13 protein-coding genes are annotated in these 11,822 nt (G+C 36.7%); 3 read left to right on the top strand and 10 right to left on the bottom strand.

What is annotated here, in order from left to right; genetic code table 11:
* Positions 1-103: 103 nt before the first annotated feature.
* From SLH46_RS10550 to SLH46_RS10510, 9 genes are all read right to left on the bottom strand, one after another.
* Positions 104-1,087: a FecR family protein gene (locus SLH46_RS10550; RefSeq protein WP_320281150.1), complete on the bottom strand. Its 984-nt coding sequence runs from the start codon at positions 1,085-1,087 to the stop codon at positions 104-106.
* A 151-nt stretch (positions 1,088-1,238) separates the two neighbouring features.
* On the bottom strand, positions 1,239-1,814 hold the full coding sequence (locus SLH46_RS10545; RefSeq protein ID WP_320281149.1) for an RNA polymerase sigma-70 factor: 576 nt from the start codon (positions 1,812-1,814) through the stop codon (positions 1,239-1,241).
* 713 nt (positions 1,815-2,527) lie between these two features.
* Positions 2,528-3,928 (bottom strand): Gfo/Idh/MocA family protein, encoded by a 1,401-nt coding sequence (locus SLH46_RS10540; protein WP_320281148.1) that lies wholly within the window; start codon positions 3,926-3,928, stop codon positions 2,528-2,530.
* Positions 3,929-4,072: 144 nt separating this feature from the next.
* Positions 4,073-5,245, bottom strand: coding sequence for a serine hydrolase domain-containing protein (locus tag SLH46_RS10535; RefSeq protein ID WP_320281147.1), 1,173 nt, complete (start codon positions 5,243-5,245; stop codon positions 4,073-4,075).
* Positions 5,246-5,255: 10 nt separating this feature from the next.
* Positions 5,256-5,822, bottom strand: coding sequence for a nitroreductase family protein (locus SLH46_RS10530; RefSeq protein WP_320281146.1), 567 nt, complete (start codon positions 5,820-5,822; stop codon positions 5,256-5,258).
* Between the two features lie 883 nt (positions 5,823-6,705).
* Positions 6,706-7,128 carry a thioredoxin gene (trxA, locus tag SLH46_RS10525; RefSeq protein ID WP_320281145.1) on the bottom strand — a complete coding sequence of 141 codons (423 nt, stop codon included), beginning with the start codon at positions 7,126-7,128 and terminating at the stop codon, positions 6,706-6,708.
* A 4-nt stretch (positions 7,129-7,132) separates the two neighbouring features.
* Positions 7,133-7,552 (bottom strand): OsmC family protein, encoded by a 420-nt coding sequence (locus tag SLH46_RS10520; RefSeq protein WP_320281144.1) that lies wholly within the window; start codon positions 7,550-7,552, stop codon positions 7,133-7,135.
* Between the two features lie 31 nt (positions 7,553-7,583).
* Positions 7,584-7,934: a thioredoxin family protein gene (locus tag SLH46_RS10515; RefSeq protein ID WP_320281143.1), complete on the bottom strand. Its 351-nt coding sequence runs from the start codon at positions 7,932-7,934 to the stop codon at positions 7,584-7,586.
* Positions 7,935-7,946: 12 nt separating this feature from the next.
* Positions 7,947-8,291: a hypothetical protein gene (locus SLH46_RS10510; RefSeq protein ID WP_320281142.1), complete on the bottom strand. Its 345-nt coding sequence runs from the start codon at positions 8,289-8,291 to the stop codon at positions 7,947-7,949.
* A 275-nt stretch (positions 8,292-8,566) separates the two neighbouring features.
* Here SLH46_RS10510 and SLH46_RS10505 point away from each other — a divergent pair, with 275 nt between their 5' ends.
* Entirely contained in the window at positions 8,567-9,208 is a 642-nt protein-coding gene (locus tag SLH46_RS10505; protein ID WP_320281141.1) for a Crp/Fnr family transcriptional regulator, read from the top strand.
* Positions 9,209-9,210: 2 nt separating this feature from the next.
* A complete protein-coding gene (gene arfB, locus SLH46_RS10500; RefSeq protein ID WP_320281140.1) occupies positions 9,211-9,630 on the top strand; it encodes an alternative ribosome rescue aminoacyl-tRNA hydrolase ArfB in 420 nt (139 codons plus the stop codon).
* 183 nt (positions 9,631-9,813) lie between these two features.
* Here arfB and SLH46_RS10495 read toward each other — a convergent pair whose 3' ends face one another.
* Complete coding sequence (locus tag SLH46_RS10495; protein WP_320281139.1) at positions 9,814-11,070, bottom strand: T9SS type A sorting domain-containing protein; 1,257 nt, start codon at positions 11,068-11,070, stop codon at positions 9,814-9,816.
* A 192-nt stretch (positions 11,071-11,262) separates the two neighbouring features.
* Between SLH46_RS10495 and SLH46_RS10490 the strand changes: the two genes are divergently transcribed.
* Positions 11,263-11,784, top strand: coding sequence for a GtrA family protein (locus tag SLH46_RS10490; protein WP_320281138.1), 522 nt, complete (start codon positions 11,263-11,265; stop codon positions 11,782-11,784).
* The last annotated feature ends 38 nt before the right edge of the window (positions 11,785-11,822 follow it).

The following is an 11,822-nucleotide window of genomic DNA, read 5'->3' as shown; positions in this document are numbered from 1 at the left end:
GACCTGTTTACTGTTAATAATTATCTTCTTACCGAAGAGTTAATTGTAAATGAATTCTGGTCGGGAAATACTCGCAATATTTTCCGGCCATTTCTTTTAAATTCTACATTGGTTTCTTTTTTAAATAAATTATACTTGGTTTATTGTCTATTCTTTTAATGGAGTAATCAATTTCTGCTGTAAATTTTAGAATATTAAAGATCTGATCAATCGGTTTATTTTTCAGTATGGTTCCGGTATATTCAATTTGTCTGATCTCTTCATCTTCAAAAATCACCTGAATGTTATACCAACGTTCAAATTTCTGTACAATATCTTCCAGCCTTTCATTCTTAAATACAAGAAAGCCAGCTTTCCACGAAGTATAATATTCCGTATCGACTTGACGTATCGAAAGCGTATTCCTTGTTATATTTAGTTGTGCATTTTCTCCCGGAGAAAGTTCAGATATACACTTTCCCTCAGGGCTGTGAAGTTCTACCTTTCCTTCAACAAGAGTTACATTGACATGATCATCTTGTTTATAAGACTGAACGTTAAAACTTGTTCCTGTTACAGCTACACTCAATTCATCAGTATGAACATAAAAAGGATTTTCAGGATTGTGAGTGACACCAAAGTATGCTTCACCCTTTAATTTTACCTCACGTTCTTTTCCCTGAAATTGTGAAGGATAAGTTAGTTTGGAGTTGGAATTTAACCATACATGAGTATTGTCCGAGAGATACACTTCAGCACTTTCGCCTTCCGGTACAATTATTTCGTTCCAGGTTAACTCATCCTTATTATAAGAACCAAGAAAATAAACAGAAATACTACCGATCGTAAATGCAAGTATAAAAATGGCAGCATATCGAAACAGTGATGACGGAATTATTCTCTTTGGTCGGCTAAATACGGTTCGGTTTGTTTTTTTCTTAACATATGATTCGTAATTCTCAAATCCCGAGATCGCCCATAGATTTTTAATGGTTTCAAATTCCTTTTTATTTTCTTCTGAACTCTCAATCCATTTAATGACTTCTTCTATTTCAGAATCTTTTGTAAGTTTATTTAATGCAAAATTGTATAGTATTTCCTTGTTCATGCAGGTGCTTTTAGTAATAAGTACTGTAATTGCCCAAATACCCTATACAATTTTCACTTTAAATTGTACAAACTATTAATACCTAAATTACTTTAGTTGTATACTTTATAGAATATGAACACGCATGGACTTAATATTCACTATAAATCCATCATAAAAACACAACAGGCATATAGTGTCTTAGGGCAGGTCGGAGTAGTTTTAAAGCTTTGGTGATACCCGCTTCAACAGTTTTTATAGAGATATTTAACTGTTCTGCAATTTCACGGTTCTTTTTTTCTTCAAACCTGCTCATTTCAAAAATTAATCTTGTCTGTTTTGGTAATTTTGCAAGTGTTTGTTGTAGAATCAAATTTACTTCATCAAATATCAGAGGAGAAGTATCCAAATTAGTCAAAGAATCATGATTTAGGTTTAATTGCCTTAATTGAAGGTTGTTAATGTGTTTTTGCTGAACTTTAAGATGATCAATTTTCTTCAAACATTGATACTTGGTCATAGTAAACAACCACGAAGAAAGGTTTTTAACATTATGAAATTTTTCGTGATCTTCCCAAACTGAAACAAATACATCCTGGATTACATCCTTGGCCATTTCATGGTTGTTTAAATAGTGAAATGAAAAGTAGAGTAACCTTTCTTCATATACTTCAACAACTCGGGCGAAGGCCATACTATCACCCAAGGCAAGGTTTTTTAATATTTCTATTTCATTTAGGTTTAGCAAGGTCTCTGGTTTTTCAACTCAAACTTAATAGAAATTTTTGTATAACATATTAATATTCAATTTTTAACACTTAGAATTAATAAAAGCATCTTTCTTTTGTAGAAAGATGCTTTACTAACTAAACTATTCCATGTTAATAGCACTTCTCCTCTTTCAAACCCATTTGCTATTACATTATCAATACTAAATACAGCATATATATGTAAGTACTGTTCGTTGTTAAATACCCTACGATTAATTTGAAATAATTTTATAAACTACAATAGACGGATATAGACTTACAGATGAATGATTAAGTTTATTTTAATTAAATGGCTAATACCATTATCTAGAATTGAATAGATTGATAAGAAAAAAGGTCTCACCACGGTTTTAGAACCTGAAAATAGATTCTATTTTATTCCTTATGAGAATCATGAAGAGTCAAAGTTAAATCATCTAATTATTTGAGAAATTATTCTAAAGTAGTTTACTTTAAAAAATACAGTACTTTTCAGAAATCAAAGGATAAAGAATTAGAATATTGACAGTCAACAATAAAGTGTTTGTTCTGATTCATTTTTGTACCCAAAATTTTTAATTCTTTAGATTTAAATGAATTAAATCTTCTGTATCGGAAAGTAACAATGTAAGACAAATCAGAATTTAATAAGATAAAAGGTGCATTTCGTAAATGAAATGCACCTTTTTTATATCCCTAAGAAATAAAGAGATTACGCTAATTTCATAGTATCAGGATTCCAATGCACCGGTTTGGCATTGTAATAGCTTTCGTTAGCCAGCAAAGCTGCACCGGCGGCACGCAACCCAAAAACAGGATCTTCAACAATTTTCTTCTGTCCGCGAATTCCCTGGAAGAAATTATAAAAATGATCGTAATGAGCACCTTTGTAATCCCGAGGAGCTTCGTAAGTCGTTTCTCCAAGATTCAGATCCGCTTTTCTTTCGTTGAGGTATTTCAAGTCATACTCTTCCTTAATTTTCTTTTGCATCTCTTCGGTGTACGCGATCAACGAATAACCTTGTGGTTTCATGTTCAGTTTCGAACGGATGAGTTTTACACTGTTTGAACCAATCTCCATTTCGCCTTCTGTTCCCACAAGTCGGAAACCACCTCCGCCACCATTTCCGGCAATGAAATTTACACGGAAAGCAGCATTAAAAGCGGCATGTGTGTCGGTTTTCGGAAAATCGTAAAGTGTAATCGAAACATCAGGAACATCTCGTCCATCGTCCCAATATCGTAACCCACCGGTTGCCTGAGCGCGCTCAGGACCGTTTGAGCTGATTACATAGTGCAAAGTAGAAAATGCATGTACAAACAAATCGCCGGCTACTCCGGTACCGTAATCCTTGTAATTTCTCCAGCGGAAGAAACGTTTGAGTTCAAAAGGAACTTTTGGGGCCCGTCCCAGGAAAGTATCAAAATCAACAGTATCGGGATTGGCATCAGGCGGTATCGGATATTGCCAGGCACCTTCTGCCGAATAACGGTCGTTAAACATGTCGAGCATAACAATCTCGCCAATGGCACCATCTTCGTACAATTGTTTTGCCTTTTCGTTACCCAGCGACGACATTCCCTGACTACCAATCTGCATTACTTTGCCTGAATCTTTCCACGCCTTAATCAGCGGATGACCTTCATCGAAATTTTGCACCATGGGCTTTTCGCAATAAACAGCTTTCCCAGCGTTTAACGCTTCTGTGCTGATCTTTATGTGCCAGTGATCAGGCGTGGCAATAATAACTGCATCAATATCATTCCGGTCAAGAATTTCGCGGTAATCGCGGGTTGTGAAAATATCATCGCCCCAAAGTTCTTTTGCACGCTGCAAACGGCCAGTATATAAATCGCAGGCAGCCACCAGTTTTACTCCGGGAACTTGTAGCGCCGAAGTTGTATCGTAAATTCCCTGAATTCCGGCGCCAATCAATGCTAATTGAATTTGATCGTTGGCTGAAAATTGATCCGGTTCAAATTCCCTGGATTTCAACATGATTCGCTGGCTGTAGGAATTTGCCATAATTGTTGGAGCTGTGGAAACGAGAGCTGTCCCAAGTACCGTGTTTTTGATAAACGATCGTCTGGAAGAATTACTGTTGTTTTTCATTACTCAGATTATTAGTATTAGTTAGTTTAAAATATCGTAAAACCCACTTGCACAGGTTCGGGTATTACGTCACTACCAAATTAATAAAAGATTCTGATAGAAGGAAGGACTATACTCAAGAATCCGATATTGATATTCTGAGGCTTATTGAAGTGCCGGTAAAACGTACTTTTCAAGAATATGATTCTGTTTTACTTTCGATTTGAAGTTAGCGCCAGTAAACACAATAACTGCATTTAAATCGGGGAAAACCATAATTTTCTGTCCGCCCCAGCCAAGAGCGCAGTACATACGTCCGTATTCGTCGTATTGTTTGGTCCACCATGTGTAACCATAGCCTACGATTCCCAAATCTTCTCCCGGAATTTTAATTCCATAGTTGGGGCCAAATGGATTTCCGCATTTTTCTACCCATTCTTTAGAAATTATCTGCTGTCCGTTCCAAACGCCATCGTTTAAAAACAATACGCCAACTTTTAGCATGTCTCGCGGAGTGAGTTTTAAACCTCCGCCTGTACTGATTGCACCGTTTTCGAATTTAAGCCACCAATCATTCGATTCAATTCCGAGTGGCCCGAATAAATACTTTTGCGAAAATTCATCGATATTCATACCGGTTGCATTTTTTAGAATTTCGCCCAGAATTTGCATATCGCCCCCCGAGTAGGTAAAATATGTTCCGGGAACAGCAATTAAAGGTCTCTCAAGTACAAATTCAACGGGATCTAATTCTGAAAAATATATACCGATAGCATCGTTTTGTGTACTGCTCAATGCGACGCTCCATTCATCCCATTGAAAGCCCGATGTCATGGTTAACAGAGTTTTTATCGTTACGTAATTTTTATTGTCAGCATTGAAGTTTTGGTAGTTTGGCAGGTAATCAAAAATCGACTGATCAACACTTTCGATAAATCCCTTTTCAATGGCAATCCCAAAACATATCGACACAAAACTTTTACTGGCGGATTGCAGAACATGCGACGTAGCTGGATCCCAGGTAATATAATCACCTTTATGCCCCGGTGCATCCCACTGGTATTTATGCCCTTCGAAATAGTCTTCGAAAACCAACTTATCATTTTTATAAATCAGCATCGAATGTATTTCGCCGTATTTCCCATTTTTAATCCGTTCTGCAGCATCAATTATCAGTGTTGAGTCAATGGCCAAAGTTTCAAGTGATTGAACTTGTAGTCCATCATTTGTTTGCTTCGGGGGCTGGTAGTTGTAGTTTTTACTTGTACTGTTACAGCTAGCAGCGGCCAGCACAAAAAAGAAGATTGCAATTCCTGTAATTTTTAAAAGTTTTTTCATGGCTATATTTTTATTCAATAATTTTTAATACTTCAAGTTCTTTTCTGAATGGAACTCTGGGTAATTTATTCGGATATCCCACAGCCAGGGGAGCTATAATTTTATGGTTGGCTGTTAAACCTAATTCTCTTCGTAATTTTGGATCATTTATTTCGGTGCCAAAGTTCACCCAGCAGGTGCCCAATCCTTTTGATGTGGCTGAAAACATAAAATAACAGGCAGCTAAACTACAGTCAGCAACCAGGTTTTTTATATGCGACTCTCCTACAATAAATACAACTGCAGGAGCATGATAGAAAATATTAAAAGATTCGTTGAGAAGCATCTTCTCATATCTTTTTGCATAATCGTTTGGATTGGCTGCAATTCGTTCAATAAAATTCTTTTTACACTCAACCGAAATCTTGTCGATCATTTCACGCTTGCTAACAATAACAAATTGCCAGGGTTGCCCGTTACCGGCACTTGGTGCCAAAATACTTTCTTTTATAATACTTTGAATTAGGTCTATTGAAACCGATTTGTCCAGGTAGTTTCTTATCGACCTTCGTTTTATTATAAGTTCTTGTAGTGTCATGTTATCGTAGTTTTTAATGTTGCTGATTTTGTTAGTGTAAAGTTCAGATAAATGGCAATGCAGTCCAATCACTTATGAATTAAACAATATGAAGTTTCGCGAGTGAATATAAATTATGATGCACCACCATGAATTATGATGCAACTGTGGATTCTAAAGGCTTAGAAACAGCCTTGTAAAGATTAACTTGCAGTCTTGGCAACGAATTTTTATATACAAAAAGTGATAGATTTAAAAATGGAGTTTACATTGGGGAAATAGATAAATGCGTAATTGCTGATTGAGGATTGGCTGTTGGGAAGCATATAAAATAAATGGCAGAAAAGGAATCCTTAACTGCCATTTATGATGTTTTTTTTTGTTTTTAAATCTCGCTCAATGGCTTCAATCATTAGACCGGCAATATCCTTATTCGAAGCGCCTTCTAGTCGGCCGTAATTTAAACGGTTGTATTCAGCGCTGCAATATAAATATCTTTTTGATTTGACAAGTAGATTAAATTAGTTAGCGTAAAGTTATTACGAATTTAGCGAAAAGGGCGATAAGATATCTGTTTTTGATTATTTATTGGGGACTACGAAAGTATAGAGCAAAAAAAAAGCCTGAAAATATCAGACTTGTAAATTTGTCGGAAAGCGACTCTATAAATTTGTTTTGTGTTCTAATTTGTATGCTGCAAAAATAGTTCAGCCGGGGGAAATAATCGAAAATAATATCCTGATTTAGCGCTTATAAAAGGTTTGAAATCAACTTCTAAAATGCTTATGCAAACTCAGCATTTCTGAGGCAAAAGGAAACAAAAGGTGACAAAAAGTAAAAAGTCACTTACTCCATTCAGAATAAGTGACTTTAATATATGGGTTTTTAGTTTTTTTTTTACGGCTTAACTGGCCATAACAGCCTCAACCTCTTTTAGTATCGATCGTTTGGTTTTTACACCAACAATACGTCCGGCTTCTTTTCCATCCTTCAGAATTAACATGGTTGGAATGTTGCGCACTTTAAATTTCTGCGCCAACTGCTGATATTGATCGACATTAACTTTTGCTACGGCAAAATCAGTCTGACTGTCGGCAATATCGTTTAATGTAGGTGCAATAATTTTGCATGGACCACACCACGACGCCCAAAAGTCAACCAATACAACGCCTCTTTTTGTAGCTGTTTTAAAATTTTTGTTGTTCAATACTTTAATTCGCTTGCTGTTTGCAACCGGCTTGGCATTTTTCATGCGGAAATAATTTACCGCGATAAGTGCTACCAGCGCGGCAAGCACAACAAGAATTACAATAATTGTAGTAGACATAGTTTTAATCTAAGATTTTAATTTCAGAAGTAAGTTCAATGGCTTTTTTATACAATGCACTTACTCCACAATACCTTTCTTCCGACAAACTAACTGCTTTTTTTAGTTTCTCCAAAGGAAGATCTTTACCTTTGAACTCATAGATAACATTCATTTTATAATACTGCTTTGGGTGCTCGTCGGTTAAATCTCCTTCAACAACCACGTTAAAATCTTCCACTTCAACGCGCATTTTTTTCAGAATAGAAATTACATCCATTCCGGTGCATCCGGCCAGCGCAGTAAGCATGAGAGGTTTCGGACGTGGTCCCTGATCTTCACCGCCAACAGCTTCAGCCGCATCAAGCATAATTTTGTGCCCGTTTACTTCGGCTTCAAAAGCCATTTTTTCTTTCCAGCTAACTTTAACTTCTTGTTTTGCCATAACTACAATAAATCTGTCTGTTTATTATCTGTTAGTTTCCGAACTGCTCATCCAGAATATCAGTAACCTGTTCCATGGTTTGAACACTGGTTGTGGCTTTTGCCACTTTGCCGTTCTTGTAATACATGGTAAAAGGCAATCCCATAAATGAACGACACTCAGGTGCATTACGAATTGGAGCAGCTTCAGGGTTATCAAACGCCATAACCATAAATTTTACGTTACTGCGTTCTTTTTCCAGGCGTTCCATAACATTGTACACCGGAAAACACATTGGCCCCATTCGTCCACAACAAACCATTACGTTCTCGTTTTCTGCCAATACTTTTTCTAATTCTGCTGCCGATTCAATTTCGGGTAATCCTGTTCTTAAAAGTTTCATTGTATTAAAATTTTAATTTGTTATTTCTGTTATGATATTTTTATCCGATTCCAGTTTACCACATTGGTAAGCTTCAATAATTTGTTTGCCACTTGCCAGGGGCACACCAACAAAAAGGTTGATTTTCGATGAAGCTAACATGGCCAACAATTCCTTTTTTGCACGATGTAAAATTACATCCGAAATTTCATTCTTTTCGAGCCATAAACGAACATCTTCGGCGTTTTCAAATACAGGTGCGTTACTTTTTGTCGCCCTGATATCTTTGGCTTCCAAATCATACAATTCAAAATACGAACACTCATTCATGTATTCGCTAATTTTTTCGTTCGCTATCGGTATGGCTGCTTTTTTCATTTTTTTGTTTTGGAAAAACAGAGTAGCAGTTTATTCTCGTGCTACTCTGTTTTATCTTCCTTCTAAACCAATTAAATCAACTCAAATCATTATGAAAAATCTCTGATACAAATTTAACTCAATACCAAATGTCAGACGAAAAATGTGCGCTGAAGTGTAACAACTACAAAAATGAACTTTAACAGTTTTTTTTCTGTCGTATGACAGTTTGCCCCGATTGAAAATTGAATAATTCTTTTTCTTATGTAAATTTGAACAACTAATATTCGATTGATTTGGATTTAAAAGACAATATAGAACTCTTTAGCAGCCTGAATGCCTACAAAACCCGGGTGGAGTATTTAAAAGGCGAAACCATTTTTAAACAGGGAGCTTTTGCGCCTTACGTAATGTATGTTGTTGAGGGACTGGTAAAAGTTTACCTGCAAACCGGGGTGGATAAAAATATAAGTTTAAGCGTTGTTTCCGACGGCGATTTCCTTGCCTTTTCGTCGGTATTTGGCGAGCCGGTGCACACGTATTCGGCACAGGCCATTACTTCTACGCAAATATGTATGATCGAAAAAGAGAGCCTGAAAAAGATATTGTTGGACAACCCGGAGTTTGCCTTAAAAATTACATCGCAGAATTACCGGAACGAGCGTCATTTATTTGAATTGATAAAAAACCTGTCGTACAAACAAATGCGCGGAAAACTGGCTTCTGCCCTGCTTTATCTGAGCCAGGACGATTTTATCGGCAAAAACATATTCGAAAACTTATCGCGTCAGGACATTGCCGATTTTGCTTCCATTTCTGCCGAAAGTGCCATTAAGTTTTTAAAAGAATTTGAAAAGGAAGGGATTATAGAACTTGTTGGCAAAAACATTGAAATCACTAATCTTTCGATGCTGAAAGATCTGAGCAAGAACGGGTAATAATGAAGCTCTCAGACGAACGAAAAAAACAAATTGAAAGCGATTTTAAGTTTTCGGCCACAAGAAGCAGCGGTCCCGGTGGTCAGAATGTAAACAAGGTAAACACACAGGTTGAGCTTCGGTTTTCACTTGATGATTCCACACATTTTACTGAAAAGCAAAAAGAAGTTCTACTGCTCAAATTAAAAAACCGGATCAATTCGGAGAATGAACTTGTTGTTGTTTCGAGCAGCGAACGAACTCAGCTAAAGAATAAACAAAAGGTTGTTGAGCGGTTTTTTGATTTGGTTGAGAAAGCTTTAACTCCGCAGAAAAGGCGGATTAAAACCAAACCCACAGCGGCATCGCGGGTTAAAAGGCTTGAAGCCAAAAAGCAACAATCGGAGAAAAAGCAGCAGCGAAAAAAAGGCCCTGAATTTTAAAATTTTGTCATTTCATCCACGACAATCAAAAAAAGAAGCTATCCCAAAAGTTTCGGTCCGTCATCCTGAACTTGTTTCAGGATCTTTGAATGACATCCTTTCTGACTTTTGAGACAACCTCTTTTTACCCACTCATGAAACAACTAAAATTAAACAGCCCGCTGCTGTTTCCCCACTGAACTACTACTGTATAATAACCTTACTTGTGTTTCTGCTTACTCCATTATCCACGATAAAGAAATATGCTCCGGGTTTAAACTCATTTAGCTGAATTACTGTTCTGTTCGACTGAATTGAGTACTGTTTGAGTATTCTTCCGGTTATGTCAATTATTTGTAAGCGGCAATTTTCAAAAGCTCCCAACTCAAACGTTAATTGTTCCTGTGCCGGATTGGGATAAATGCGGAGGTCCTGGAACACCAGATTATCCTGAGCAGTAATTCCCATTACAGTATTGGCATAATAATAAAAGTCTTTGGAGTCGAGAATCCAGTCAGAAGCGGTACTTTTTAAACTTGAATGCTGATAACGGTGCAACTGTTTAATTTGGCCGTTTTCGTTGTAAAAATACTCATGTTTCCATTCGTAATCCCAATCATTGTTAACACTGTCGAATGTGCAATATTCGTGCTTATATAAATGCTCATTGTCGTACTCATAAAGATTGCAAACACACGAATCCCACTGGCATTTTACACTGTCGTAACAAAACTGGTACTGTTTTTCAAGTTGATTGCCGGTATTGTACCGATACTCATATTTGTATTGCCGCGCCCACTGATTGGCGACACTGTCCCATTGGTACTGGCAGCTTGAATCCTGGCAATTCAAATTGTTGTAGAAATACTCGTGCTTGTAATCGTATTCCCATTCGTTGGCTTCCTCATTCCAGCAATAAAGAACCTGCTGGGTTAAAGAGTCACTGTTGTTATACGAATATTCATACTTGTAAGCATTTTTCCATGAATGTGAAATAGAATCCCTTTTCTGCACCACATTGTTGTCCTTTTTCCCATTCTTAAAAGCATAAGCATTTTTAACGGTTTGCTGCCACTGATTGGTAACAGTGTCCATTTCGTATGCAGCACTTTTCATAAGTTCACCTTCCGAATTGTAGGTGTACTCATTTTTCACGCGCTCCTGCCAGCCGTTTTGCCACTGATACTGAATTTCTTCTTTAACAGTCTGCCCACCATTTGTGCTGTTTTTGTACTGAAATTTGTACTGATAAGCTGAGTCGTTCCCATAATACCTGAACTGAACCATCGAATCAAGTTGATTCTGGCTTTCAAGAACGAAGTAATTAGGATAGTAGCTTGCCTCATAAGCATTTCTGCTCTGAGTTTTCAGGTTTTGTCCATATCCTTCAATTGCTAATGAAGGGAGAAAAAACCAAACGATTAATCCCAAAAACAGGATTCGGAGTAAAAGTTTTTTCATGGTTGATTTTTTATTGTTACTATATTTTCTATCCGAACAAAAAGCAATCTACCCTACCGGATTTTTTAAATTTTTCAGCGAAAACATTTCCAATTCAATGATTTATATGCCAACTGTTCAACTCTATCTATAGGATTAGCCAGTATTCAAGTATTTTTGTTTCTTTGCATCTCAATTCTGAATAATTTAAGCATGCGGAATATTTTTGAAAAAATTGGCGAAATGATCATCAACATTGTTGACTGGTTCTATTTTCCATTTTTGCATTTTCTTCCACGCGAGATTTTTCGGTATGCAGCTACCGGCGGTGCAAATACGCTGCTCGATATTAGTTTGTATTTTATTTTCTATCGTTATGTAATTAAAATGCAAATTGTCGATCTTGGCTTTGTTGCTATCAGTCCGCACATTGCTGCTTTTCTTTTGGTTTTCCCGATAACTTTTACAACAGGTTTCTTTCTGGCGAAATACGTAACCTTTACTTCTTCCGAACTAAAAGGACGCATTCAGTTGTTCCGTTACCTGTTAACAGTTGGTGGTTCTATTGTTCTTAATTATGTTTTTCTCAAACTATTTGTTGAGTATTTTGGAATGTACGCTACCATGGCAAAAATCATAACTACCCTATTGGTAATTATTTACAGTTATATGGCGCAGCGTTATTTTACATTTAAAACCGGTAAGAAACTGGTTGCTGCACGAAACCGCTCATAATTTTTTCATCAGGTTGTCATAAGTTTTTCGGATTGTAC

The sequence above is a fragment of the Draconibacterium sp. IB214405 genome, from assembly GCF_033963885.1.
Classification (GTDB): Bacteria; Bacteroidota; Bacteroidia; order Bacteroidales; family Prolixibacteraceae; genus Draconibacterium.
This window is presented reverse-complemented; position numbering and strand designations above follow the sequence as displayed.

What these genes read in the sequence shown, in the direction of transcription:
- SLH46_RS10550 (WP_320281150.1), bottom strand. Translation starts at nt 1,087, where the DNA reads ATGAACAAGGAAATACTATACAATTTTGCATTAAATAAACTTACAAAA.
- SLH46_RS10540 (WP_320281148.1), bottom strand. Translation starts at nt 3,928, where the DNA reads ATGAAAAACAACAGTAATTCTTCCAGACGATCGTTTATCAAAAACACG.
- SLH46_RS10535 (WP_320281147.1), bottom strand. Translation starts at nt 5,245, where the DNA reads ATGAAAAAACTTTTAAAAATTACAGGAATTGCAATCTTCTTTTTTGTG.
- SLH46_RS10530 (WP_320281146.1), bottom strand. Translation starts at nt 5,822, where the DNA reads ATGACACTACAAGAACTTATAATAAAACGAAGGTCGATAAGAAACTAC.
- trxA (WP_320281145.1), bottom strand. Translation starts at nt 7,128, where the DNA reads ATGTCTACTACAATTATTGTAATTCTTGTTGTGCTTGCCGCGCTGGTA.
- SLH46_RS10520 (WP_320281144.1), bottom strand. Translation starts at nt 7,552, where the DNA reads ATGGCAAAACAAGAAGTTAAAGTTAGCTGGAAAGAAAAAATGGCTTTT.
- SLH46_RS10515 (WP_320281143.1), bottom strand. Translation starts at nt 7,934, where the DNA reads ATGAAACTTTTAAGAACAGGATTACCCGAAATTGAATCGGCAGCAGAA.
- SLH46_RS10510 (WP_320281142.1), bottom strand. Translation starts at nt 8,291, where the DNA reads ATGAAAAAAGCAGCCATACCGATAGCGAACGAAAAAATTAGCGAATAC.
- arfB (WP_320281140.1), top strand. Translation starts at nt 9,211, where the DNA reads ATGAAGCTCTCAGACGAACGAAAAAAACAAATTGAAAGCGATTTTAAG.
- SLH46_RS10495 (WP_320281139.1), bottom strand. Translation starts at nt 11,070, where the DNA reads ATGAAAAAACTTTTACTCCGAATCCTGTTTTTGGGATTAATCGTTTGG.
- SLH46_RS10490 (WP_320281138.1), top strand. Translation starts at nt 11,263, where the DNA reads ATGCGGAATATTTTTGAAAAAATTGGCGAAATGATCATCAACATTGTT.